27 protein-coding genes and 1 pseudogene are annotated in these 23,572 nt (G+C 39.8%); 12 read left to right on the forward strand and 16 right to left on the reverse strand.

The genetic code is table 11. The features are described from left to right. Positions 1-5 precede the first annotated feature (5 nt). Positions 6-461 (reverse strand): GNAT family N-acetyltransferase, encoded by a 456-nt coding sequence (locus BMX79_RS05875; RefSeq protein WP_091480243.1) that lies wholly within the window; start codon positions 459-461, stop codon positions 6-8. A 125-nt stretch (positions 462-586) separates the two neighbouring features. Between BMX79_RS05875 and truA the strand changes: the two genes are divergently transcribed. Beyond that, positions 587-1,327, forward strand: coding sequence for a tRNA pseudouridine(38-40) synthase TruA (gene truA / locus BMX79_RS05880; protein WP_091480245.1), 741 nt, complete (start codon positions 587-589; stop codon positions 1,325-1,327). Positions 1,328-1,406: 79 nt separating this feature from the next. Continuing rightward, positions 1,407-1,814, forward strand: a complete 408-nt coding sequence (locus BMX79_RS05885; protein WP_091480247.1) for a hypothetical protein — start codon at positions 1,407-1,409, stop codon at positions 1,812-1,814. A 109-nt stretch (positions 1,815-1,923) separates the two neighbouring features. Here BMX79_RS05885 and BMX79_RS05890 read toward each other — a convergent pair whose 3' ends face one another. After that, positions 1,924-2,616 (reverse strand): hypothetical protein, encoded by a 693-nt coding sequence (locus tag BMX79_RS05890; protein ID WP_091480250.1) that lies wholly within the window; start codon positions 2,614-2,616, stop codon positions 1,924-1,926. A 47-nt stretch (positions 2,617-2,663) separates the two neighbouring features. Continuing rightward, positions 2,664-3,203: a matrixin family metalloprotease gene (locus BMX79_RS05895; protein WP_091480252.1), complete on the reverse strand. Its 540-nt coding sequence runs from the start codon at positions 3,201-3,203 to the stop codon at positions 2,664-2,666. Between the two features lie 463 nt (positions 3,204-3,666). Here BMX79_RS05895 and BMX79_RS05900 point away from each other — a divergent pair, with 463 nt between their 5' ends. Further along, a complete protein-coding gene (locus tag BMX79_RS05900; protein ID WP_091480254.1) occupies positions 3,667-4,536 on the forward strand; it encodes a helix-turn-helix domain-containing protein in 870 nt (289 codons plus the stop codon). A 781-nt stretch (positions 4,537-5,317) separates the two neighbouring features. Here the strand turns inward: BMX79_RS05900 and BMX79_RS05905 are convergent. The 7 genes and pseudogenes from BMX79_RS05905 to BMX79_RS05935 all read right to left on the reverse strand — a co-directional run bounded on the left by BMX79_RS05905 (position 5,318) and on the right by BMX79_RS05935 (position 12,169). Beyond that, positions 5,318-5,827, reverse strand: coding sequence for an ATP-binding protein (locus tag BMX79_RS05905; RefSeq protein ID WP_091480256.1), 510 nt, complete (start codon positions 5,825-5,827; stop codon positions 5,318-5,320). 45 nt (positions 5,828-5,872) lie between these two features. Next, positions 5,873-6,040, reverse strand: a pseudogene (locus tag BMX79_RS05910) (PspC domain-containing protein); the annotation flags it as partial. Positions 6,041-6,181: 141 nt separating this feature from the next. After that, on the reverse strand, positions 6,182-6,826 hold the full coding sequence (locus tag BMX79_RS05915) for a carbonic anhydrase (protein WP_170230968.1): 645 nt from the start codon (positions 6,824-6,826) through the stop codon (positions 6,182-6,184). Positions 6,827-6,997: 171 nt separating this feature from the next. Then, positions 6,998-8,824: an ABC transporter ATP-binding protein gene (locus BMX79_RS05920; RefSeq protein ID WP_091480263.1), complete on the reverse strand. Its 1,827-nt coding sequence runs from the start codon at positions 8,822-8,824 to the stop codon at positions 6,998-7,000. Further along, a complete protein-coding gene (locus tag BMX79_RS05925) occupies positions 8,824-10,647 on the reverse strand; it encodes an ABC transporter ATP-binding protein (protein ID WP_091480267.1) in 1,824 nt (607 codons plus the stop codon). The genes BMX79_RS05920 and BMX79_RS05925 overlap by 1 nt, the downstream gene beginning before the upstream one ends. A 75-nt stretch (positions 10,648-10,722) precedes the next feature. Beyond that, positions 10,723-11,448: a sensor histidine kinase gene (locus tag BMX79_RS05930; RefSeq protein ID WP_091480269.1), complete on the reverse strand. Its 726-nt coding sequence runs from the start codon at positions 11,446-11,448 to the stop codon at positions 10,723-10,725. Next, positions 11,438-12,169: a LytR/AlgR family response regulator transcription factor gene (locus BMX79_RS05935; RefSeq protein WP_091480271.1), complete on the reverse strand. Its 732-nt coding sequence runs from the start codon at positions 12,167-12,169 to the stop codon at positions 11,438-11,440. The genes BMX79_RS05930 and BMX79_RS05935 overlap by 11 nt, the downstream gene beginning before the upstream one ends. A gap of 248 nt (positions 12,170-12,417) precedes the next feature. On the opposite strand from BMX79_RS05935, the gene BMX79_RS05940 reads away from it, so the two are divergent. From BMX79_RS05940 to BMX79_RS05965, 6 genes are all read left to right on the forward strand, one after another. Next, a complete protein-coding gene (locus tag BMX79_RS05940; protein WP_170230967.1) occupies positions 12,418-12,672 on the forward strand; it encodes an AbrB/MazE/SpoVT family DNA-binding domain-containing protein in 255 nt (84 codons plus the stop codon). Next, positions 12,672-13,079, forward strand: a complete 408-nt coding sequence (locus tag BMX79_RS05945) for a type II toxin-antitoxin system death-on-curing family toxin (protein WP_091480274.1) — start codon at positions 12,672-12,674, stop codon at positions 13,077-13,079. Before BMX79_RS05940 ends, BMX79_RS05945 begins: the two co-directional genes overlap by 1 nt. Positions 13,080-13,182: 103 nt before the next feature. After that, entirely contained in the window at positions 13,183-13,380 is a 198-nt protein-coding gene (locus tag BMX79_RS05950; protein WP_091480276.1) for a helix-turn-helix transcriptional regulator, read from the forward strand. Between the two features lie 5 nt (positions 13,381-13,385). Next, complete coding sequence (locus tag BMX79_RS05955) at positions 13,386-13,820, forward strand: hypothetical protein (RefSeq protein WP_091480278.1); 435 nt, start codon at positions 13,386-13,388, stop codon at positions 13,818-13,820. A 60-nt stretch (positions 13,821-13,880) separates the two neighbouring features. Next, positions 13,881-14,321, forward strand: coding sequence for a hypothetical protein (locus tag BMX79_RS05960; protein ID WP_091480280.1), 441 nt, complete (start codon positions 13,881-13,883; stop codon positions 14,319-14,321). A gap of 52 nt (positions 14,322-14,373) precedes the next feature. Continuing rightward, positions 14,374-15,216, forward strand: coding sequence for an SDR family NAD(P)-dependent oxidoreductase (locus tag BMX79_RS05965; RefSeq protein ID WP_091480283.1), 843 nt, complete (start codon positions 14,374-14,376; stop codon positions 15,214-15,216). Here BMX79_RS05965 and BMX79_RS05970 read toward each other — a convergent pair. Further along, the gene (locus BMX79_RS05970) at positions 15,211-15,789 is read right to left on the reverse strand and encodes a uracil-DNA glycosylase family protein (protein ID WP_091480285.1); all 579 of its coding nucleotides are present in this window, start codon (positions 15,787-15,789) and stop codon (positions 15,211-15,213) included. The two genes, BMX79_RS05965 and BMX79_RS05970, sit on opposite strands and share 6 nt — an antisense overlap. A 166-nt stretch (positions 15,790-15,955) precedes the next feature. Further along, entirely contained in the window at positions 15,956-16,792 is an 837-nt protein-coding gene (locus tag BMX79_RS05975) for a ZIP family metal transporter (RefSeq protein WP_091480288.1), read from the reverse strand. A gap of 237 nt (positions 16,793-17,029) precedes the next feature. On the opposite strand from BMX79_RS05975, the gene BMX79_RS05980 reads away from it, so the two are divergent. Continuing rightward, positions 17,030-18,391 (forward strand): FAD-binding oxidoreductase, encoded by a 1,362-nt coding sequence (locus BMX79_RS05980; protein WP_091480291.1) that lies wholly within the window; start codon positions 17,030-17,032, stop codon positions 18,389-18,391. A gap of 117 nt (positions 18,392-18,508) precedes the next feature. Here BMX79_RS05980 and mazE read toward each other — a convergent pair whose 3' ends face one another. Further along, on the reverse strand, positions 18,509-18,733 hold the full coding sequence (gene mazE, locus BMX79_RS05985) for a type II toxin-antitoxin system PemI/MazE family antitoxin (RefSeq protein WP_091480293.1): 225 nt from the start codon (positions 18,731-18,733) through the stop codon (positions 18,509-18,511). A 165-nt stretch (positions 18,734-18,898) separates the two neighbouring features. Further along, positions 18,899-20,131, reverse strand: a complete 1,233-nt coding sequence (gene glyA, locus BMX79_RS05990) for a serine hydroxymethyltransferase (RefSeq protein ID WP_091480295.1) — start codon at positions 20,129-20,131, stop codon at positions 18,899-18,901. A 473-nt stretch (positions 20,132-20,604) separates the two neighbouring features. Between glyA and abc-f the strand changes: the two genes are divergently transcribed. Then, positions 20,605-22,179, forward strand: coding sequence for a ribosomal protection-like ABC-F family protein (gene abc-f / locus BMX79_RS05995; protein WP_091480298.1), 1,575 nt, complete (start codon positions 20,605-20,607; stop codon positions 22,177-22,179). Positions 22,180-22,449: 270 nt separating this feature from the next. Here abc-f and BMX79_RS06000 read toward each other — a convergent pair whose 3' ends face one another. Beyond that, a complete protein-coding gene (locus BMX79_RS06000) occupies positions 22,450-22,803 on the reverse strand; it encodes a hypothetical protein (protein ID WP_091480299.1) in 354 nt (117 codons plus the stop codon). A gap of 116 nt (positions 22,804-22,919) precedes the next feature. Between BMX79_RS06000 and BMX79_RS12440 the strand changes: the two genes are divergently transcribed. Beyond that, a complete protein-coding gene (locus tag BMX79_RS12440) occupies positions 22,920-23,126 on the forward strand; it encodes a hypothetical protein (RefSeq protein WP_177165388.1) in 207 nt (68 codons plus the stop codon). A gap of 212 nt (positions 23,127-23,338) precedes the next feature. Here the strand turns inward: BMX79_RS12440 and BMX79_RS12520 are convergent, their stop codons facing one another. Next, positions 23,339-23,476, reverse strand: a complete 138-nt coding sequence (locus BMX79_RS12520) for a ribbon-helix-helix domain-containing protein (protein WP_170068874.1) — start codon at positions 23,474-23,476, stop codon at positions 23,339-23,341. Positions 23,477-23,572 lie beyond the last annotated feature (96 nt).

Genomic DNA, 23,572 nt, shown 5'->3' on the forward strand with positions numbered 1-23,572 from the left:
GCTTTTTAAATCAGCACTTTCTTCAATGTAATACAAGGGACGCCATCTTCAAGATAAGTCTCCCCTTCTCTCGTGTACCCAAGCTTTTCGTAAAAAGGTGCCGCGCTCATTTCACCATGAATTTTAGAAGTTCTACAGCCTCTAGTCCGGGCATACGCCTCAAGCTCTTTGACCACCCGTTCACCAAGACCTTTCCCACGGTAATCGTTTAAAACAGCAATCCGACCGGGCCGAACAGTGCCTTCATCCATTTGAATAAACCGACCTGTGGCAACTGGCTTGTCGTTATCATACAGTACGACATACACCGTCTCATCATGGTCTTCACTGTCAAATTCATCTTGAATGGCGATGTCTCTTTCCAGAACGAACACCTTCATTCGGACAAAATAAGCCGCTGCCTGATGCCATTTTTCACTGCCAATATGTACGCTTAAGTCATTACTTCCCGTGTTTCCCATTGTCATGCCCCCTATTCAAGTATTCCCGTGTAATAGTTTCCCGTTTAGTATATCATAGAGAAGAAGGTACACTATGCCGATTTTTCTCACCAGAATCATCAAACTAAAGAATTAAGAGGGATACTATGCGAAATATAAAAATGACGATCGAATATGATGGAGGCCGCTATCAGGGATGGCAGAGACTGGGTCATTCAGACAAGACGATTCAAGGCAAGATCGAACATATTCTTACACAACTGACCGGAACAGAAACGGAGATCATCGGGTCAGGCCGAACAGATGCCGGGACGCATGCCAGAGGACAAGTGGCTAACTTCAAAACGGATTCGGATATGGACCTGAATGCAATGCAGGAGATCCTGATCAACAATCTGCCGCAGGATATTATTGTCAAAAAGCTCGAAGACGTGCATGACCGTTTCCATTCACGCTACAACGCAACATCCAAACAGTACAGTTACTATGTCTGGAATCAGACTATCCCTTCAGCATTTGAACGGGGCTACAGCTTCCATTACGCTGAACAGCTGGATTTGGACAAGATGCGTGAAGCGTGCGACAAGCTAGTCGGCAAGCATGACTTCATCGGCTTTTCTGCGCTCAAGAAATCAAAAAAGTCGACAGTGCGAACACTGGACAGCATTACCATCGAACAGGAAGGCAGCCTGATTCACTTTACATTCAAAGGAAAAAGCTTCCTGCATAAAATGGTGCGCGTACTGACGGGGACTCTTCTGGAAATCGGATCAGGCAATTTATCTATCGACAGCATCGATGAGGTGTTTGAAACAGGCGTCCGAAGCAAAGCAGGACTCACTGTGCCGGCTCAAGGACTGTTTCTGGATGAAGTAACGTACGACTGATGATTGAGTTCTAAGGATGCCCAATAGAGTAATATTGTACTGTCCGTTTGAGTATAGCTCACTCGAAAGGTAGGCTTATATGAAATTATATAAAACGTTTCTAACTAAACGCTTCGTTTTTTTCTCACTCTTTTCCGCACTTCTATTAGCTGGTTGCGGGTCAAATGACTTATTTGGTGATGATGCCGAAAATGTGGCCTCTATAGAGGTAAGGGACTATGATTCCGATGAGTTCATTACCACTATAACTGACTCTTCATTTATAGATTCTCTAGTAGAAGAGCTGGAAACCGCTGATACAGGGTCGACTGCTAATATGGATCTCATGAACCCAGAGTACACTGCCCTGTTTTTAGACAGTGAAGAACAAGTCATCCAATCATTCGGTTACTACGTTGATGAGCTGAGTCTAGGTGTGGTTGGACGTTATCACAGCAGAGAGCTTGGGGCGCTTCTTGCAGTAACGACTGAACTGCCTATAGAATAAAGTAAAAAGAAGCAGGGATAAACCCTCTGCTTCTTTTTACTTTTGAATATCACTTGATACTATTACTTCATGTACACAGTTTAGATCACCACATGTAAAGCTTCAGTATTTATTCTATCGACAGCTCATTTAAAAGAGTATCTAAAGTTTTGCCTTCTATGAAGTCTTCAATTGATTCTTCAGCGTGTTGTTCTATCGTTATTGTTCTTCCAGATTCTAATTCCAATGTTTTGGTGTCATTATGTTCTATCTCTTCAGTAAGAGGTGAATATAGTTCTACGGTTTGATCCTTATTTATTTTTATTGAAAATGGTTCGATGGCACCATAATATAAATCGAAATTTTCATCGTACTTTAAAAACAAAATATACTCTTGATTTATTTCTGGTTCTTTATACAAATCATTAACTATAAAAACACTATCGTTTTCCTCTTCAATATAATAATCTCTTCCGTAATGATGATTTATTTGGATAGCGCTATTTTTGGCTTCTCCACTTAAAACCTCTGTAATTGTAAAATTGTATATGTGCCCCTCCACATAAGCCTGTTTGTTTTCTCTAGAAAGATCATCATCATCTCTAGACATATTCCAAGACTCTTTAAAATCAGTGTATTTACCTTTCACAATGATGTCCGCCTCTGTTTCCATATGATTTAAATCTTCAGTAATAGGAAGGTCTGATGAGATAGCTAGTATGATAGGCTCTTTGGCATTTAAGCGGTTGATTCCGAGAAAAATTCCTGAAACAATTAATGCAACGGCGAACACTATAATAGTTTTTTTATTATTTTTTCTCAATTTAATTTATCCTTTCTGGATCGTAAATTTATGATATAGGAATGAGTTCAATGCGAAACACCAGCGTATAGAGTATTTATCCTATCTCTGTCTACCTTTTGAGGTGCATATATCTCTGCACGAATGCGACTAGTGTTCATTATAGACTCACTACCATTATGATCAATTCCTAAAGTGTGTCCGAATTCATGAGTCGCTGTACTTCTAGCTACGTTTGTTTTATTTATATTTGCGTTTTGATTATTTAATCTTATGGTAAATCTGTAAACTCTATTTGTAGAGCTTCTTCGATATGTTGTCGCCTCGCCGTAGAGATTGGTAGCACCTAAGTTTTCTTGACCTAGACTATTAACTGAATTGGATTTTTGAACGTATCTTATGTCATTTGCTACTCTCCAAGAAGTAATAGCTTGACCGTAGGCAGTTCTAAAAGTAGATTTAACATTGCTGTTGTAGTTATAATCCATAGTTTTTAAATGATATCTCCATCCATGTAAATTAGCAGACACACTAGGAGCAAACGATACCCCTATCATAAAAAACGTGCTTATGAATAATAGTATCTTTGTAATCTTTTTTCTTAGCATTGTTTATTCCTCCATCATTATTTAAATATGATTATTAGTGAGTTTAGTCTATTTTATGAAGCAAAATAATATGCGTCGTTTAGGAATAATTTTATGGTCTGTAGTTTTACTTTTTGTAACACAACTAAATACTTTCTCCACAACTGGTAATTTATGTAGTTACACTTATCGGATTATTTACGTTGAGGCAATAAATATCTTTTATACAAGTAAAACTTCAAATATAAGATTTGACTAAGGCTCTATTAATTCTTTAAGGATTCCACTACCTAAAATGAACACTAAAATCTCTAACAAAAATATCACCTCCTCGTAGATTTTTACAATTTGAAGTTGGAAATTAAGAGTACTTCAAACTGGAAAAATAATAATTGATTTATACTCAAACTTTAAATTATTTGACTGGAACTATGATATAATTGTAGTGTAATCCGACATTTTTCTTATATAGGAGATGTAGCAGATGGAACAGGGAGAGGTTTTAAAAAAACTACGGACCGAAAGAGGATTTAGTCAAGAAAAACTCACAGAAGGAATTTGTGCACGGAGTACCTTGGCAACTTTTGAAAATAAAGGAAGTTATCTTTCTGTGGAATTATGTTCGAAATTCTTAGACCGCTTGAACATAAGGGCTGATATGTATTTTAATTTAATTTCTGAAGATTTTGATTCTAAAAGGACCGGATTCGATCGTTTGAAAAACTTAATAGATAAAGATGACAATGATAATATAGTCGATCAAAAAAACTATTTTCATTCAAAATACACAGCTACAAAAGATATCTATTGGTTTCATCTGTATTTCTTAGCGGTAGAACATTTGGAATCTTTAAATAATGAGTTCTCATATGAAAACTTTAAAATTGATTATGTTAAAGAAATTGATGTACTGAAATCCTATTTATACAAAGTTGCAAATTGGGGTAGTTTTGAATTTGCACTCTTTTCAAACAGCCTCTGGTATTTTGAATTAGACCTTATACTTACAATAAATAAAAAGATTAAAAAGTCGTTTAGTGTAGCCAATCAATCGAGCCAAACTCTTTACGGGAAACACTTGTTAAATTTCGGGTTCTATTGCCTTGAATTTGGCCATCACCAATTAATTGATGAAATTAAAAACACTTTGTTTGCTATGGCAGGTTACGATAATATTCATTGGAAGATTCTGTCTACATATCAATTAGCATTAAGTCAAGAATTATTAACAGGCAAGAAATCAGAAAATGATAGGTTTGAAATAATAATTGAACCCTATTACCTTTTTAAAGAAGAACACTATGCTGAAGAATTGAAGAAGTATAGAAATCGGATGCATACAAAGTTTTTATAAATCCTGTCTCATTTTAGTCCTACCATATAACAGTCATGCTTCTATCCACAATTACTTAAAGTAGGAGTATATTAACATCACAAAATAATTACGCTACTCATAACTTTATGAAAAAATGGATATGAGAAGTACTATGAATTTTATTCTTACACTTAGAACATAAATTGAATTGAAAGAATAGTGTAGAATCATAGTAACCAAGTTCATAACACACGATGCTATATAACATTGAATATTGAGAAGGTATAACCCCTTAAACTAAGAGTAGAAATCTAAATTTAGAGGGCTATTTTAAAAACAAATATTGCAGAGAATTCAAGCAGATGATCATTAATAAATATCTAGAAAATATATTAGGCTACAACAAGCTTTTGGAGGGAAAAATAATTTTGCAGATCTCAATTCTAATTCTACAAGACAGTGAGTTAATACCTATAAGTACTTTGGTAAAAAAAGGTACAAAGCACTGAGAGAAACCAACATTGAGTATTGCGGACAGAAAGAACCACTTGTGCGGAGTTTAGAGCCAGTAATTGCGAGACATAGAGCCACCCAATGCGGATAAAAAGGCCACTGATATTTTACTCATCAGTGGCCTTTTGTCTATTCTTCTAGCCCATTATCTATAATGGATATTGCTAATTTCACCATATCATTTTCCGGCGGTAACTCATCCTCAAGATAGAAAAGGACTAATAAATTCTCTATTTCCATCATAATTTCATCTGGTAAATAACGGTGAAAAAATAACGAGCAAGTCTATCTTCCACTTCTGAAGGAATCATTTCACTGCTCTCAATCCATGTTTCTCACGCATAGAGACCTCTCCATCGATCAGAATACTGTAAGAATCATGCAAAATACGATCAAGGATTGCATCTGCGACGAGAGCTTCACCGAGTTTCTCATACCATCCTTCAGTGGCTGTCTGTGAACAAAAAATAGTAGAAGCTGTCTTCAAACGAGATTCTATGATTTCAAATAAAGTTAAGGTATGTTCTTCTGGTAATGCCGTTAATAACCATTCATCAATAATAAGCAGGTCAACTTTCTTATACTTCTTAATCAATCGGCGGAAACTTCCGTCTGCTTCATTTCTTGCTGAAATAAATTCGTCAAGTAGTTCTGGCAAACGTACATATTTCACTTTGTAATGTTGGCGGCAGGCTTGAATGTCGAAGGCATTAGATAACCATGTTTTTCCGTTGCCAGATGCGCCCATTAATATGATGTTTAAATGTTTTTCAATGTAGTTACCAGCTGCCAGTTCAAGAATAAGGTGTTTATCCAAATGGTCTTTTTTTGTTCTTGATCGATAGCTTCATCCAGAAAATTTTTAGAATAGATATTTGTGCTCTTCCGGTAGAACGTTTGCCAATATTAGGTAAATGATAAACATCTGCGGTCCCGGAATCAGTATAAAGAGCACCCTCACTAATGTTGGAGACAAGTCAAAATATTCAGCGATACCTCCACACACACCGGCTACTGCTCGATTATTAACTGACCGTTTAAGCTATTGTTTTCCATAGAGATCCTTCTTTCGCTCATTTATGCCTAATCATAGCATAGTTTTGAATCCCGCAATGCTCATTATTCTGAGGCTTCTATCTTGTCGCAATAATTCAGAATCTTCATCAACTATTTAGTGCACATTCTGATACTCATCAGACACACAGAATGAATCTGATGATTCATCATACACAGAAACACTCCCAGACTTGATGTCGTAGTACCAGCCTTCGATTTCCAGCTCGCCTCTTTTCAGGCGTTCTTGGATCTGAGGGTAACTTTTCAAATGCTCGACTTGTTCGATCACATTCATTTTTTCCATCAGTCTAGCTTTAGATCGCTCATCCATGTCTGTCTGCTTAGCTTCGATTTTTTCCTTCACACATTCGAGTGGCTTGAGGTAATGCTGAGTGTACGGCAACTGGTCCAGTTTCTTAGGCCCTTGTAAAGCAGCGGCGCAGCCCCCACAGTTTGAATGCCCGCAGACGATGACCTCTTCGACACCGAGCACCTCAATCGCGTACTCTATAGAAGAAACGGTCGTAATGTCATTTTGGCTGACTTCATAAGCCGGAATAGTATTGGCTATATTTCTTATCGTAAACACTTCTCCAGGATCACTGTCCAAAAGCATGTCCGGACTGACACGGGAATCCGAGCAGGCGATAAATAAGGTATGCGGGTCCTGAGTCTGTTCCAGATCATGATACAGTCGCTCATATTTTTTATATGTTACTTCCTTAAAAGTTGTTAATCCAGTTTTCAATCGTTCAAGCATGTCTTTTCCTCCGAATAAAATCACTAGCATCTACTATACCATAATTTACAGGTTTCGGAAGAGTAAACGTATCATCATTTTCAATGTCTAGCAGATACGTTTAAATTACAGTAGAATGCGTTACTGTTCTTTTCAATGTTCCTTATACTAGGCTTACAATGATAATAATTATCACTGATAATATTGAGCCTGAGCATTCCAAAGCTCACGGTACTTGCCTTCTTGATCAACCAGTTCTTTATGAGTCCCTCTTTGTACAATTTCACCTTTGTCGAATACTAGGATTTCATCGCAGAACTTGGAGCTTGAAAGTCTATGGGAAATATAGAAAGCTGTCTTATCCTTTACTAAGTTATCGAAATTTTGATAGATTTCGAACTCGGTCAGAGGATCTAGAGCAGCAGTCGGTTCATCCAGAATCATGACAGGCGAGTCTTTGTATAAAGAGCGGGCAATCGCCAGTTTCTGTTCCTGTCCTCCCGATACACTAATACCTGATTCTTCAAATTCAGTTCCAAGGTATGTGTCTTCCTGATTTGGAAAGTTTCTAACAACGTCACCTAACCCGACTTTATCTAATGTAGACAACACTTTTTCTCTATCAAAATAGGGTTTAACAGAAACGTTTTGTCCCAATGAAAACCCGACTAGATGGTAATCCTGAAAGACAACGCCAAACAGGTTGAAGTACTCTCTTAAATCATACTTATGGGCATCGATTCTATTCATTTTTATTGTCCCTTCACTCGGTTCATATAAACGAGTGAGCAGCTTAATGAAGGTTGTTTTCCCTGATCCGTTTTCTCCAACTATGGCGTACTTTTTACCGACTTCAAACCTTTCAGTGATGTTCTTTAAGACTGTTTCATCTGAGCCGGGATAAGAAAAACTCATATTCTTTACTGCAAAATTATAATCATTATCTAACCTTTTTTCTACAGGTAAACTGCCGACGACTTCTTCATCTGGCAAGTCCATGAATGCATAATACTGCTCTAATTCACCCGGTGAAGAAATAAGCATCATGCCGTGTTGAATAACATCAGGCAGAGCAGATACCATTTGACTGAGTGCGCTGGAGAGTTGAATAATTAAAGCAACAGGTAGAGCGCCAATTAACACGAGCACCCCGATATAGGCATAGGTCAAATAAGTCATAACTTGGAATAAACCAGTAGTTGGAATCATCATGGCTCTAAAGCGTTTGTAGTTTTCTGACAGTAATTTTCCTGTATAGTTAGATTCGGCTTTTTTATTTTCTATCATTTTTTCAGTTAAATCGTAAAGACGCATTTCTTTTCCAGACTTAAAGTCTTGAAGAATGCCATCTTCATAGAAAAATCGTGCATTGGATTCTTTTAATTCTGCTAAAAGGGCTTTTAGCAATTCTCCTGATTTTTTGGATGACGAGATTTGAATCCGGACACTAATTACAATGAGAATTAGAAATAAACTGATAATAACCCCTGGGTGCATCCACCAGAAACCTTCTGGAAAGAGATTCGTATTTACTGAGAAGAGCGGAGACAACAATATAAGTCCCCAAGTGATACTTACCAACCCTGGCATCATTTCTTTTATACGAACGTTGATCATCGGAAGAGAAGATTGACTACTCATCATATTTCGATTGATGATGTCTAATTCTTCTCTTACTTCTGAACTTTCTGCATGATGATAATGCATAGTTAACATCTTTTTGTTCGGTTCTGCAAATAAGGTTTTTAAAAATAGAGAATCCTCATGAGTGACTAGTGGGTCTATCCATCCAGAAATCAATTGCAATACCAACAAGATGCCCAGATACTGCACGATTAAAGAAGGAATTCGGGTCATATCGTTTCTTGTCAAAGCATCCACAATCTGGGTCATATAGATGTAGCCGATAAAAGGCAAACTGTATCTCGCCAATGATTGGATAAAGAACAGCACATAGTAAGTTTTGCCAATTCTAAACAAATCACTAAAGGCACGTTTAAACACGGTCAGCTTTTCCATTAAATCACCCCTCCTGTTGCGACTGGCTCGTCTTCTTCCTCTTTTTCTTCCTTATCATGTTTATAGTAATAGGCTTGTGCTTCATAAAGCTTAAAGTAGTCTTTTTGCTTAGTCATTAATTCTTCGTGCGTTCCGACTTCTGTTATGTCTCCATTTTTGATGTAAATGATGCGATCACAAAAACGGGTAGACGATAGTCGGTGAGATATAAAAATAGATAATTTGTCTTTAGAAAACTGGAAGTAATCCTGATAAATCTGATGTTCGGCGATGGGATCCAAAGCCGCTGTCGGTTCATCCAGTAAGAGAACGGGTGCGTCTTTATATAAGGCTTGAGCCAGTTTCAGTTTTTGTAACTGCCCTCCCGACAAATTCACTCCATCTGGATAAACGGCACGCACAATTTTTGTCTCGTCTCTCGATTTGAACTTTGAAATGATGTCAGTCAAGCCACTTTGTTTCAAGACACGATTATACTTAAGTTCATCAAAAGGCAAGCCTTGAATAACCGTCTCTTTAATGGAATAGGTCAATAAGAATTTCTCCTGAAATACAGGCGCAAATAAAGCATAATAGTCTGAAATATTAAACTCACTCTGAGCTACTCCGTTAATATAAATTTCCCCACTATCCGGTTTAAGCAAACCGGCAATTAAATTAGTCAGCGTCGATTTCCCAGCCCCATTTTCTCCTACTATAGCTAGATTTTCGTAAGGTTTAATGGTTAAAGACACATTATTTATCGTTGGTGTATCATTATTTGGATAAGTATAGGACACATTTTTTAATTCGATGGACAAGGGTTCTTTTGGCAAAGATCTGCCCTCTTCATGGTTAAATACTTGACCCTGAGACATAAAGTCATCATATTTTTTTGTCTCATTTAAACTCGTATTCATTTTACCTATAGCATTGACTAAGGTCATGATGGTTTGAGCTAAGATCGTGACAGACCCGGCAAAGATGACAAAGCTAGAAACCGGAATAGCTCCCGCCGCAATCAATTGAACACTTCTAATATAAGATAAGGCAGATAGACCGATAATCCCTAAATTTACCAAGGTACTTTCTGTCCATGTCAATCTTACTTTCGGCTTGATAATCCGGTGGTATTCCGCAATTGTTTTATCTTCAACCTGCTTGAACCAGTCTTTCATCTGGAAAATCCGTACATCTTTAGTGATTCGGGATTCCCCATACACTTTTCTCAAGTAACGTAATTTTTGAGAATTGGCTGCTTTCGCTTGAAATAATTTGCGGTCCATCTTCACTTGCCATACGTTAAAGAAGACAACAATAAGCAGAAACACACCCACTAAAACAAGAAACAGAGATTCTAATTGACTTAAAATGTTGATATATAAAATGACTCCTAAAAACGAACTGCATAATTCAATAATTTCTGTTACTAATCTACCGAAGAGTGTCATATTGTTGTCGGTCAACTCACTAGCATTGTTGTATCTCTCCTGAGCTTCTTTTCCTATAATTAAGGGATAATCCAACTTTAAATATTTCGTCTCAATTTTATTTCTCATAAAATCTCTAAAATGATTCATGTTCTCTTCCTGATATAGCATAAAATAATAATTGCCCATTTGAGCGATTCCTATAGGAACGATTAACAAAAGCAATCTTAACAAGTAGTCTCCAATAGAAATACCTTCCAGAAGCCATTGGATAACAAATGCTGATAAAAGCAATTGTAGCAATGGCAAGGCTACATTAAATACCGTTGCAAACATAATGGCTAACAAAATGGTAGGCTTAAACTCGTACAGCTCTTTAATTAATAGTTTTGAATGTCTTATTTTTTCCTTCATCTCTATCACCTCACAGCTATCTTACCTAAAAAAATACACTTCTTTGCCAGAAGTGTATGAGTGGTTCTATTTGTGTTACGAATGGTTGTTTAAAGGGATGGTGACTTCCGTTGCAAACACCCCTTCTTCCCACTTACGGTTCACAATTCCTTGGTACTTATTAACAGCTTGGTCAATTCGCGACAGTCCATAGCCCCGTCTGTTTACACCTTTTAAAGAAAGAAAAGCAGGCTTAGGGTTTTCGGTCATGGTATTCGTGACGCTTATGTACAAGGTGTGTTTCATTGGGGCAATGTATAAACGGATAAACGTATCTCCGTTAGCTGGCCCTGATTTAGTTGTTGCTTCGATAGCGTTATTCAGCAGATTCCCTAAAATGACCGCTAAATCGACATGTTCGATAACTAGTTCTTTAGGTGCGATGGCTGTTGCATCAAGCTCCACTCCTTGATTCTTCGCAGCTGTCAGTTTTGTATTTACGATGGCATCGATCATCGTATTGCCTGTCTGAATAATCGTATCCACCTGATTCAATTCATTGTTCAACTGCTTGATATAGGCGTCCAAATCGTCAAAGCGCCGGTCTCTCATCAATGTATTCATTACTTGAAGATGATTACGGTAATCATGACGGATTCCTCTCATCTGGCTGTAGATGGTCTCCACTTCCACGGCATACTGATCCAGTTCCTGTTCTTGAACACGGTAAAAATCAAGTGCGGTTTTCATTCTATAAATAACTACAGCACAAACAATCAGTATACTCCCCACAATCATCAGCCATATCCCATTAGTCATCATAAAACACTGCCCCTTTGTTATGCGTGACAAACCGTTCTTGAACCTGTTTGACCAGTCTTCTGGAAACTGGCACTACTACTCCATTCGACAGTTCAATATCTGTTTTTAGCAGACGGTTCATGTGGCTGACATTGACTAGGTAACTCCTGTGAGTTTGTATAAAGTCGTCGCTAAGCTCTTCTGACAATTCTTTCAATGTCCGACTGACTGTTACTGGTCCATTCAAAGTATGTATCTCACATTCTCTCCGATTAACTTCCACGTATAGAATATCATCTAAGGCTAATTTGACTATTTCTCCTTGAGACTCGAGGGTGACTTTTTCTATTACAGCCGGCTGTCTATCTAGATGTCTTCTAAGCACACGTTTGACCTTGTCTAACTCGATCGGCTTTAGTAGATAATCCAGCGCCTGCACATCATACCCTTGAACAGCATACTCAGCAAAAGCTGTAGCAAAGACTATAGTCAGGTCCTTATCCGTTTGCCTGATCGTTTTTGCTACTTCCAGTCCATCCGTCTGATTCATTTCAATATCGAGAAAAACCATATCCAGATCGGGGTGGTCTTCCAAAGCGAACAGAAAAGCTTCACCACTGGAAAAATCAATAAGACTGACAGATAAGCTCAATCCCGCTGCAGCTTCTTTAACGAGCGAGGTCATTGTATCAACTTGAATATCTTCGTCGTCAACTATAGCTATCTTTATATGATCTGCCATTGTTTCCCCTCCTGTCAACGGATGTTGTGTCCTGATATTATCTTATCATAATAAGTCCGTCTATAACTTTTCTAACCGTAAATCACCATATAATATAAGTCGAATTTTTGAACTAACTGTTCTTAATATATCATGTAATAATGTTTAAGACACATTCGTATTAGTATATATATTCTTCAATAATATATATATTGACTTAATATATATATTTTAGTATGTTTAATATATAAATGACTAGGAGGGATACGATGATTTATAATGATGGAGTGACCAATGCGGGAAGCTATAAACTGAGAAAATCCGGGAACAGCGACATTACTACAGTCCCAAAAGAAGTCAAAGATGCATTAGAACTGGAAACAGGCGATAAAATTGAATATATTGTAGACACTAAAGGTACCGTCACAATGAGAAAAAAAGTCGAAAAACATGATATCGATTCTCTGATAGAAGAAAGTGTGGCGCAATATCATGAATTACTTGAAGAACTGGTAGAGAAATGATGAACTACTTAACAGCTGAAGACATCATAAAAATCAATGTATACGTCATCAAGACTTTCTCTCCAAAAGAACCTATAGGAGTCAAAGATGCAAGTGCTCTTCAAATGTCTGTGACTCAACCTAAACAGGTAGTATTTGATAAAGAGCTCTATCCCGGCGTATTAGAAAAAGCCGCCATACTGGTCATCAATTTAACCAAACGACACCCATTCTATAATGGAAACAAACGAACAGCATGGGTTGCAATGGACCTGTTTCTGAAAATAAATGGGTATCGGACAGTTTTTCCAACTAATGAGGGGGTCGACTTCATCCTAAAAATTACTACCTCTGATGATCCATTCGACGAACTGAAACAATTCACTGTAGACTATTTAAACGAGAGTGGCTACGTCACCAAAGATTGAATACAACCTAAGGACTATCTTCTCGGATAGTCCTTTTTATATGTCTTTATGTATGATATAGTATACATTAAGTAATGAATAGAAGACGCTTCGGAGGATAACTATGGCAAAAAACTTGAAAATGAAGGCTGCGAGAGTCGGTCTGGACATGTCTCAGAAAGACCTGGCCGATGCAGTCGATGTGACGCGTCAGACTATCAGTGCGATTGAGCGGGGAGATTATAACCCGTCGATTAAACTGTGTATACGTATCTGTAAAGTACTAAATACTACACTTGATGAATTATTCTGGGAGGGATAAGATTAATGGGAAATTTTGATGAGTATCAGAAATTACTGAGATATAAATATGGATCACACGCTTTTATGATTTTGATTTCTCTGCAATTTATAAACTTCGGTCTCGGCTTATTTACAGACTTTCAATGGGGAGAAACTAGAGAAACTGAGTATATCCTGCTTATTTTTATCCCCATACTCTATTCTTTGGTCATGTATATTTACCACGGTGCCTACTTTCTCAAACATCAGAACGGGAAACTTTATTCTATTCTGTTCTTCATCATAGGTATACTCCTTCTTTCTCAAGGATTTTCACCTTATGCAGACATTGTCTCAGATGGACTCGTGACTCTAAACGCCATAGGACCTGTGAGTGGTCTGATTTGGATATCAATATCACTTTCATATGTAGTGAGAAACTTGGTGGAAAAGCGAAAGGAAGCTGATGAAGAGGATTAAATGTTTATTGCAAGGAGTTAAAAAATTGTGCAGATAACTGTCTGAGAAAGGAAAATGTATATGAAAGAGTATGATGAGTATCAAAATTTCAAACGTTATAGAAACGGGTTTTATGCTCTCTGGATTCTGGTATCACTTTATATGGGTAATCTCGTTCTAACCGGCTTAACCGATATACAATGGGCAGAAACACACAGACTTGAGTCAACCATCATTATTGTATTTTCAGTAACATGCATGACAGTATTAAATGTGTATACAGGAGCTCACTTCGCAAAATGGGAAAATCCTATAATTATTTCAATCATCAGTATAATTTCAGGATTATTATTCATGAGTAGTTCCATTTTGTCCTATCAACCCATAATTGAAGATGGAAAATTGACCATGCACGCGACAAGCTTACTTGTCGGACTTAATTTCCTGGCTTTACCCGTCACTTACTTAGTCAGAATCAGTGTAGAAAAGATAAAAGATGCGAAAACGGGTGAAGAAGAGTAAACTGAGGAAGCAAATAATAGGAGTTTAAACTGGACCTGGGGAGGACACTTTAATGACTGAATCAATTTTAGCAATCACTGGACCGACATCGGGGCTCGGTCGGGGAACTGTACTCGAGCTGGTAGACACGTTTGACCGAATACTGCTCTTATGCCGGAATCTGGAAAAAGGCGCCCGTCTTAAAGACGACCTGCTGGATCTAAATGCTAATCTGTCAGTGGATATTGTGTGGTGCGACTTAAGTGAGCTGTCCTCTGTCAATGATGCAGCTAAAACTATTAAAGACCGCTATGACCATATCGACTGCCTCATCAACAATGCTGGGATAGTCTCGACTAGCAAGCAGGAAAGTGTTGATGGATATGAACTGATGATGGCGACCAATTATTTATGTCCGTTCCTTCTGACCCATCTCCTGCTTCCTCTGGTTATGAACAGCGAGAGGAAACAAGTCATTGTGGTATCATCTGGCGCCTACAAATTTGCGCCAATGAAACAGCCATTTTTCAAACCTAAACGATTCAGTCCCATTACCGGTTATGGACGTTCCAAGCTCGGTAACCTGTACATGGCTCAGGAACTGCATGAAAAGTACTCACGTCAAGGTCTTAAGACAACGGCCGTTCATCCAGGTATGGTTTCAACGAATCTCGGGAAATCAAATGTCAGCAAAAAAGTCGCTGACGGCATCTTCAAGCTTCTCGATCCATTCTTTGTGACCGTTGAAGAAGGTGCCCAGTCCGTCCTTGCAGCAGTTAAAAACCCGGACACCTATGCCGGTTTCTATTCAGAGGAAGGCAAAATTACTGTCGTTAAGAAACACGGGAACGATGTCGAGATGCGCCGAGCTTTCATTGATGCAACACTTGAAGAACTGGACATTCAGTCTTTATAAAATCGACTGGACCAGTTCTCTAAGCGTCGGGAGGACCTCCTGCTCAAACCACGGGTTGCGCTTCATCCAGCCGTAGTTCAGTGGACTGGGGTGAACCAGCGGGAGATACTCAGGCAGATACTGCTTATGATTTCGGACAGTTTCAGTCAGATTTTTCTCCCGTCGTGGCCCGAGGTAATGCTTCTGCGCATAGCCTCCTACTAAGATAATCGTTTCAATATTCGGCATCTCCTTAAGAATAAGGGGGTGCCATTTTTCTGCAAATCCTTTACGCGGCGGCATGTCTCCCGATTTAGCCTTGCCCGGATAATAAAAATCCATTGGAAGATGAGCGATTTTAGACGTCTCATAGAACACTTCACGTGAAATACCCATCCACTCACGCAGCCGGTCCCCGCTTAAATCGTTCCAGAACAGCTGCGACTCCTCTGCCTTCCTTCCAGGTGCCTGGCCGATGATAGCGATTCTCGCCTCTTCTGTAGCTTTAAAAAGCGGCTCGATATCACGACTTGTATACCCTTCATTCATCGGATCGGCTATAATCTGATGTCTGATCTGTTCGAATTCACTCATATGACTTAAAGGCTCCTTAATTTCTATTAGTTAATTAAAATGGCTGGTTTAAATTCTCAGATAATTATTCCAGCTCGTATATTTATGAGAACACCAAAGTGAAAGATTCTCATTACAAAGCGTGCTACATTAGACTCTTAACCAGCATCCCAAAATATTCAACTCACTACCCAAGCGCAACATCTAAAGCCATCATGACTGTAAAACCGATCATCAGCCAGATAGCAGCTAAATCTTTGTTTCCATTTTCCTGAGAGCCCGGGATAACTTCTTCAGCTACAACAAAGACCATTGCGCCTGCCGCAAATGCCAGTGCATAGGGAAGCAGCGGCTGGATCAGTGATACGAGCCATAGCCCCAGCAAAGCAGAGACAGGTTCTACAAATCCTGAAAGCTGTCCATACCAGAAGGCGCGGCCGCGTGACATCCCTTCTCGTCTCAAAGGCATCGACACAGATGTTCCTTCAGGAAAATTCTGCAGTCCCATACCGATGGCCAGAGTGACGGCTCCAATGAGCTGTGACATATCGCCATTCAGCGCCATCGTTCCGAAAGCGACACCAATCGCGAAGCCTTCCGGGATATTATGTAGGGTAATCGCCAGGACTAACAAGGTACTCCGTCTGTAACTGTCCGGATTTCTTCCTTCAGCTCCTCGCTTACCGGAATCTGAACCTGTCTGACTCAATGCCGGATGCAAGTGAGGCAATAGCTTGTCCACTCCCCATAAGAAAAATCCACCCGTCATGAATCCGACGGCTGCAGGGATCCAGGAAGGCAGCGGACCGCTCTCTGCCATTTCGATGGCGGGCTCCAGAAGTGACCAGAAACTCGCTGCGATCATCACTCCTCCGGCAAACGCCAGCATGGCGTCCATCACCCGCTGATTCACTCGTTTTGCTGTGAAGACCAGCGCTGCACCTGCCGCAGTCATTCCCCATGTAAATAATGTAGCCAGCAGCGTTTGTACTGCTGGACTTAATTCCACAAACCAGTTCCACATCTTTATCTCTTCCTTTTTATCAGTTGTAATAGTCCTATTATACGCTTAATTTCTAAAAATTAGTATCCTTCTGCCTGTTCTAGGACTTCTCTGATTCTCAGATAAAAGGTGTCAAATAATGAATGTTTGTACCTGATCATCTTTTTCATCGGATTATGGTGGACACCTGACCGCCTAATTAGTTAAACTGGATACACAATGAATCGCTTACACTTTAAACCAAGCAGGAGGATTTAAATGACTACACTCGACTCAATTATTACGGACAGCACGCGCCTGTATATCGGTAATGCCGTCCCTGAAACTTATTATAAAGACACCTATGTAAAAAATATCAAGCCCGTTCATGCAGTCGCTCTCCCAGTCACACATCAAGAAGTTCAGGCCCTGGTTCAGTTTGCCATCGACAAAGATCTGAAGATACTGGCTCGTGGTGCTGGGACAGGTGTTGCCGGTGCTCAAGTTCCGCTTGAAGGCAATGAACTCATCATCGACGTTCATCTGATGGATACCATTACCGAGCTGGATGAAGAAACGCTGACGCTGACCGTTGAACCGGGCGTGCTGGTTGGCGACATTCATACCTATGTAGAGAGTAAAGGCTACTTCTATCCACCAGATCCCGCTTCAAAGCATTCAACGATTGGTGGAAATGTGGCGACGAATGCCGGTGGACTGCGTGCCGTCAAATACGGAACGACGCGTCAGTATGTCAGGGAAATGACCGTCGTTCTGCCGAGCGGAGAATCCATGACACTTGGCAGCAAAAACATCAAGGACAGTTCCGGATATGACTTGAAAGATCTCTTCATTGGATCGGAAGGCACGCTCGGCATTACAACTCAGATCAAGCTTAAACTGATTCCTCTGCCAAAAGCCAGCCAGTCCATACTTCTAGCTTTCGATACGGTCCAGGAAGCAACAGATGCAACTTTAGCTATTCTGACCAGCGGAGCTGATCCTTCCGGGGTGGAACTGTTTGAACGACAGGCTCTGAGATACGCTGAACAGAATCTTGGTTACCCATTAAAATCACAGGTGGGAGCAGCCTATCTCTTGATGACGCTTGATGGAAATGATGCAGCTGATCTGACGGTGCGGGCCGAACTGGTCGAGCAGATTGCTAAAGAGACCGCACTTGAGAGTCATGTCCTGACAGAGGAAGAAGCCGCTAAGAACTGGGCATTGAGAGACAACATTCTTCTGGGGCTTACCGTCTTTACTGAATTCGAACTGCTGGATGAGGTCGTTCCAATCAATAAATTTGCCGAACTGATCGAGTCCACAAAAGCGATGCAGGAAAAACATGGGCTGAATGTTTTGAACTTCGGGCATGCTGGAGACGGTAATGTTCATACCCTGTTGATGAAAGACGACTTGAGTGAAGAAGAATGGACTAGAAGACGCGCTGCTCTTCTAAAAGATCTCTACCAGAAAGTTGCTGATCTAGGAGGCCTTCCTTCCGCCGAGCACGGCATCGGAATCGTCAAGAAAGAATACATGGAAAGCATGACGGATGACATCAACTTGAAGTACATGCGAGCCATCAAAAAAGTCTTTGACCCGGATAACCGACTGAATCATGGGAAAGTGTTCTGATTGGCTCCTGAATGAATATAGTAATTTAGAAAAAGAAACACTCGTCCTTGGACTTATAATCAAAAGGACGAGTGTTTTTTTCATCTTGTAATCTAGCAATTTTTAGTATTCACTATATCAGTCTTCTTCGCTTCCATTTGAGTGCGTATCTTCCTGGTAATCATCCTCGAATCTCAAACTTTCCCCATTTTCTATCGCTTCTTCAAAGATGTTTTCTACTTTAGGGATATAGGTGATACTTCCCAGTTCCCCTTTAATAGCCACATATTCCTTACCGGGCTCAATATTAAGTATAGATGGGACGGTTAGCACAATGTCAGTTCCCTGTCTACGTGCCTTCATCAGACTCTCCCCTTTTATGTCTATTTAGCTATATTGTAGCAGTTGTTGAAACTAAATAGAAAGTCATTATGAAAATGTTTAACACGACAACAAAACCTCATTCACTATAGGCAAAAAGCTGACTTCAGTCTTATCCTGAGGTCAGCTTTTATACTCATTTACCGATTATCCGTACAGTGGAAACTTACGTGTCAGTTCTTTAACTGACTGTCTGATTTTTTCCAGTTCATCTTCGTTGTCCTTAGAATTCAAAGCAGCAACGATCAGCTCAGCTACGTGTCTGCATTCTTCTTCCTTGAATCCGCGAGTGGTTACAGCAGGTGTTCCGATTCGAATCCCACTTGTTTTGAAGGGTCCAAGTGTATCAAAAGGAATAGAATTTTTGTTTACAGTGATGCCTACTTGATCAAGTAAAGCCTCTGCCTGTTTCCCGTTCAGTCCAAAGTCAGAAACTTCCATAAGCAGCAAGTGATTATCCGTTCCCCCGCTAATTAAACGGCCTTTTGATCCTTCGAATACTTCTACCATAGCTCGTGCGTTTGCTTTGATTTGCTTAGTGTAGTCTTTAAAATCAGGCTGCAGAGCTTCCTTGAGGGCAATGGCCTTACCAGCTATTACATGCTCGAGTGGTCCCCCTTGAATACCCGGGAAGATTGCGCTGTTCAGCTTCTTGCCGTATTCTTCTTTTGCAAGGATCAGTCCGCCTCTAGGTCCTCTCAACGTTTTGTGCGTCGTGCTGGTCACAACATCAGCGTAAGGAATAGGATCCGGATGTTCTCCCGTCGCGATCAGACCGGCTATATGAGCCATATCCACCATCAAAATAGCCCCTACTTCATCCGCTATCTCACGGAATTTGGCAAAATCAATTGCTCGTGGATAAGCACTGTATCCAGCAATAATCATTTTAGGTTTATGCTCAAGCGCCAGACGTCTGACCTGGTCAAAATCGATTGTTTCAGTTTCTTTATCTACTTCATAAGGGACGACATTATAGAGTTTCCCACTAAAATTGACATGAGAACCGTGGGTGAGATGACCACCGTGATTCAAGTTCATTCCCATGTATGTATCCCCGGGTTCCAGAAAAGTCTGAAAAACTGCCATGTTAGCTTGAGAACCAGAGTGCGGCTGTACATTGGCATACTCTGCACCAAAAAGTTCTTTTGCTCGTTCAATGGCCAGATTCTCAATCACATCTACAAATTCGCATCCACCGTAGTAGCGTTTGCCCGGATAGCCTTCTGCATATTTATTCGTCAGCACACTTCCCTGTGCATCCATGACTGCTTGAGAAACAAAGTTTTCTGATGCAATAAGTTCAATGTTCTCTTCCTGACGCTTTTTCTCTTGTTCAATCGCTTCAAATACTTCATGATCAATGACAGGTTTTAACACTTAAGATCCTCTCCCCAAATAAAATTTACTGCTTTTGTAAAAGTATAGCACAGCTGTGTGAAAAGTCATTTACTTTCATAAAATTTAGTGACTAAACTTTTTGTCTCTATTACTTACTCTTTTTTTAACCTCTGTTGTCGCTTGACATGGCTTGCGTACTGCGTTATTCTACTTTTAACAAACAAAGACAGGAGTGTTTTTTGAGCCGATGCGTAACTAATCTCATTTTTTAAACGTCGAAAAGCAGCAGAATAAGTTGGATCATCCACGCTTATTCGTCATGCCTTTTAGACTGGAATGAGATCGCATTATGATTCGGCACAAATTCTGGACTTCTGTACGTCGCTTTATCAAGTCATTTATTTACATGTGTCTAAGCGCCTCTCATTCTGTCTGAAAACCAGAGTGGGAGGTTTTTTGCATGCGTCATTGATCGATAACAAGGCAGATTCTAAATAAAAGGAATGGATTATATGCCAATCGTATCATTAAATCATTTAAGTAAAAGCTATGGTGACCGACTGTTGTTCGACATCGCTCACCTTCAAATCGAATCACACGACCGTATCGGGCTTGTCGGAGCAAACGGGAGTGGTAAATCCACTCTGTTTCGTCTGATCAAAGGTCTGGAAGAAGCAGATTCTGGGACTATAGAGCGGCACGGATCAATCGAACTCCTGCCCCAATTAAAAGAAACAGACACTGTGAAAAGCGGAGGAGAAACGACAGCTGACTACATTATTCAAGCCTTGAATAAACAACCTAAATTGCTGCTTGCGGATGAACCCACGACTCATCTGGATATTTCCCATATCAACTGGGTGGAGAAGTCCTTTCGTCGTTTCACCGGAGCCTTTCTTGTGGTTTCCCATGACCGAACCTTTCTGGATAAGGTCTGCACCTCAATATGGGAACTGGAAGATCAGAAACTGACCGTATATACAGGGAATTATTCGGACTATAAAGAAGCTAAATCAAGAGAATTAAAGAATCAGCAGACAGAATACGAGAAATACATCAGCAAGCGCAATCAGCTGATCGAAGCCAGAGATAATAAAGTTAAACAGGCTGTGAACGCAACGAAAAGCAAAAAGAAAGTCGGAGATGCCGAATATAATCTGAAAGGGTCTGCTCCTTATTTTCAGAAAAAGTCAAAAAAACTGCATCAAGTACAAAAGTCAATGGACACACGTATCGATAAGCTCGAAAAAGTTGAAAAACCGAAGGAACAAGCGGCCATCCGCATCGAAGTTCCTGACATGGACAAATTGAATCGTCGATTTATTGTCCGGATGACAGACTGCGTCGGTAAAGTTCCTGGTAAAACACTCTGGAATAAAGCGACCTTATCCATTAAAGGCGGAGACAAAGTCGCTCTCGTCGGTCCTAACGGCAGCGGGAAAACTACGTTGATCAATATGCTGCTGAATGGAGACAGCTCGATCCAGCGTTCACCTTCTCTGAAAATCGGTTATTTTTCTCAGAACTTGAGCACTCTGGATACTTCCTTGTCCATACTGGACAATGTCAAACAAGATGCCGTCCAGTCAGAAACACTGATTCGAATCATACTGGCCCAGCTTCTCTTCAAAGGAGACGACGTATACAAACCCATTTCCGTCCTGAGCGGCGGCGAACGCGTAAAGGTTTCCCTGGCCAAACTAATTGCTGGTAATTACAATACGCTCGTACTCGATGAGCCGACAAATTTTCTGGATATCCAGGCAGTCGAGGCACTGGAAAGTCTACTTCAGGACTACGAGGGCAGCGTCCTGTTTGTCTCTCATGACCGGTCATTCATCAATGCAGTCGCTTCAAAAGTCTGGGTCATTGAAGACCAGCAGATTCACGCCTTCGATGGTAACTTGAATCAATGGGAAGAATCAAAAGAACAGAAGGAACAGGTAACTTCAGCTGAAGAAGAGTTGCTGCGCATTGAAAATCGAATTGCGGAAGTTCTTGGAGCGCTATCTTTAGAGTATTCTGAGGACAAAGATGAGGAATTTAATGCACTGATCCGGAGGAAGAGAGAACTACTGTCAGACTGAAAGTGCAAAGTTAAACTAAGTAAAAAGAGCCTGTTTCTGCGATTACTGCAGAAACAGGCTCTTTTATTAATCAATCTATTATTTTGAATATCATTTACTATTTGATTGTAATGTTACTTTTTTTCAATCCTCTCCAGGGTTTCAAGTATGTCTATCAGGAGATTGACTATTCTTTTCCCATAATAACTGATTGTCAGTGCAAGTAATAAGTAAATGACTATGTACATTAGAGCCTCCCTAAGATTTTTTAGTAAAATTTTAGTCTGAATTTTATGGTGCCGGCGGCGTTTCTTTATTTACTCCTTCTGTTGTCGAAGTAAAATCATCTTGACTGCTGGAGCCAGATATTCTCTCTTCAATCGTTATTTCGCCTGTTTCCAGATTGAAATTAACTGATCCGTCACCATCAAACGCTTCAATTTTCTCCCTGATTTCTTTCAGCGACTCTTCCAGTACGAATGTCTCATCAACATCATCTCCGGGTTCTATAGGATCTACGTATACTTCCGGGACATATACAGGGCTAGATCCATTTCTCGTGAGCAATTTCTCAGAAGCAGGCATTAATCCAGCTATAAAGGTAAGTAAGATCAAAACAAATACATTACGCGTTTGATTTATCATTTTATTCTCCTAGAGTTATGTGTTCTTCTTAAATGACAAAAATTGATATTTTTTTATATTTACTATAATATTTATGTATGCATTACATTTAATAAAAGAAAGTGGGTGATGAAATGATGACTACAACTCCTGCAGAAGAATTTGAATCGTTTAATCCTTTTAGACTTGTATCGTATACTTTGTACGCTAATATACTTACTCAAATCCTTACAATAATTTTACTCATCGTACTTATAGTCGCAATTATTTATGGTCTGATTCTGCTGAGGCAGTTCGTTACAACCTACACTGCTTCACATGAGAATCATCCTCGTGACCCATGATCCACCTATTCCTCCTTCTATTAGCGATACGTTTCAGAAGGAGGATATTTGCGTTCCAGTCAATTTATTACCTGTCGCTTATAATGGCCTGATCGAACATATTTTGATACTCATTTAACGTAATTCCGAAAGAAGTCTCCCACTTCTAAACGTATGGGTACGAAGCACCAGTGAAAGTGGGAGATGAATTTCGGTCAAGCGATAGCTTGAAGTTATTTCTCAAGACCTTTTCTTATTAGTTCAAGGATAGCTGCCGTTCTTGTAGGCAGTCCATTTTCTTTTTGGTATGCGTCTACTTTTTCTAGAATAACTTTTGGCATACGTATTTCTACGCGTTCTTTGTCAGACATATACTCACCTCCGACTTGATTGTACGGTATTTTTACAGTATAATCAAGTAACAAAGCGTAAGAGGAGGTGAAGAATATGTTAAAAGCTTATAAGTA

The sequence above is a fragment of the Alkalibacterium pelagium genome (genome assembly GCF_900109325.1).
GTDB lineage: Bacteria > Bacillota > Bacilli > Lactobacillales > Carnobacteriaceae_A > Alkalibacterium > Alkalibacterium pelagium.

What these genes read in the sequence shown, in the direction of transcription:
- BMX79_RS05875 (WP_091480243.1), bottom strand. Translation starts at nt 461, where the DNA reads ATGGGAAACACGGGAAGTAATGACTTAAGCGTACATATTGGCAGTGAA.
- truA (WP_091480245.1), top strand. Translation starts at nt 587, where the DNA reads ATGCGAAATATAAAAATGACGATCGAATATGATGGAGGCCGCTATCAG.
- BMX79_RS05885 (WP_091480247.1), top strand. Translation starts at nt 1,407, where the DNA reads ATGAAATTATATAAAACGTTTCTAACTAAACGCTTCGTTTTTTTCTCA.
- BMX79_RS05895 (WP_091480252.1), bottom strand. Translation starts at nt 3,203, where the DNA reads ATGCTAAGAAAAAAGATTACAAAGATACTATTATTCATAAGCACGTTT.
- BMX79_RS05900 (WP_091480254.1), top strand. Translation starts at nt 3,667, where the DNA reads ATGGAACAGGGAGAGGTTTTAAAAAAACTACGGACCGAAAGAGGATTT.
- BMX79_RS05915 (WP_170230968.1), bottom strand. Translation starts at nt 6,826, where the DNA reads ATGCTTGAACGATTGAAAACTGGATTAACAACTTTTAAGGAAGTAACA.
- BMX79_RS05920 (WP_091480263.1), bottom strand. Translation starts at nt 8,824, where the DNA reads ATGGAAAAGCTGACCGTGTTTAAACGTGCCTTTAGTGATTTGTTTAGA.
- BMX79_RS05925 (WP_091480267.1), bottom strand. Translation starts at nt 10,647, where the DNA reads ATGAAGGAAAAAATAAGACATTCAAAACTATTAATTAAAGAGCTGTAC.
- BMX79_RS05930 (WP_091480269.1), bottom strand. Translation starts at nt 11,448, where the DNA reads ATGATGACTAATGGGATATGGCTGATGATTGTGGGGAGTATACTGATT.
- BMX79_RS05935 (WP_091480271.1), bottom strand. Translation starts at nt 12,169, where the DNA reads ATGGCAGATCATATAAAGATAGCTATAGTTGACGACGAAGATATTCAA.
- BMX79_RS05940 (WP_170230967.1), top strand. Translation starts at nt 12,418, where the DNA reads ATGATTTATAATGATGGAGTGACCAATGCGGGAAGCTATAAACTGAGA.
- BMX79_RS05945 (WP_091480274.1), top strand. Translation starts at nt 12,672, where the DNA reads ATGAACTACTTAACAGCTGAAGACATCATAAAAATCAATGTATACGTC.
- BMX79_RS05950 (WP_091480276.1), top strand. Translation starts at nt 13,183, where the DNA reads ATGGCAAAAAACTTGAAAATGAAGGCTGCGAGAGTCGGTCTGGACATG.
- BMX79_RS05955 (WP_091480278.1), top strand. Translation starts at nt 13,386, where the DNA reads ATGGGAAATTTTGATGAGTATCAGAAATTACTGAGATATAAATATGGA.
- BMX79_RS05960 (WP_091480280.1), top strand. Translation starts at nt 13,881, where the DNA reads ATGAAAGAGTATGATGAGTATCAAAATTTCAAACGTTATAGAAACGGG.
- BMX79_RS05965 (WP_091480283.1), top strand. Translation starts at nt 14,374, where the DNA reads ATGACTGAATCAATTTTAGCAATCACTGGACCGACATCGGGGCTCGGT.
- BMX79_RS05970 (WP_091480285.1), bottom strand. Translation starts at nt 15,789, where the DNA reads ATGAGTGAATTCGAACAGATCAGACATCAGATTATAGCCGATCCGATG.
- BMX79_RS05975 (WP_091480288.1), bottom strand. Translation starts at nt 16,792, where the DNA reads ATGTGGAACTGGTTTGTGGAATTAAGTCCAGCAGTACAAACGCTGCTG.
- BMX79_RS05980 (WP_091480291.1), top strand. Translation starts at nt 17,030, where the DNA reads ATGACTACACTCGACTCAATTATTACGGACAGCACGCGCCTGTATATC.
- mazE (WP_091480293.1), bottom strand. Translation starts at nt 18,733, where the DNA reads ATGAAGGCACGTAGACAGGGAACTGACATTGTGCTAACCGTCCCATCT.
- abc-f (WP_091480298.1), top strand. Translation starts at nt 20,605, where the DNA reads ATGCCAATCGTATCATTAAATCATTTAAGTAAAAGCTATGGTGACCGA.
- BMX79_RS06000 (WP_091480299.1), bottom strand. Translation starts at nt 22,803, where the DNA reads ATGATAAATCAAACGCGTAATGTATTTGTTTTGATCTTACTTACCTTT.
- BMX79_RS12440 (WP_177165388.1), top strand. Translation starts at nt 22,920, where the DNA reads ATGACTACAACTCCTGCAGAAGAATTTGAATCGTTTAATCCTTTTAGA.
- BMX79_RS12520 (WP_170068874.1), bottom strand. Translation starts at nt 23,476, where the DNA reads ATGTCTGACAAAGAACGCGTAGAAATACGTATGCCAAAAGTTATTCTA.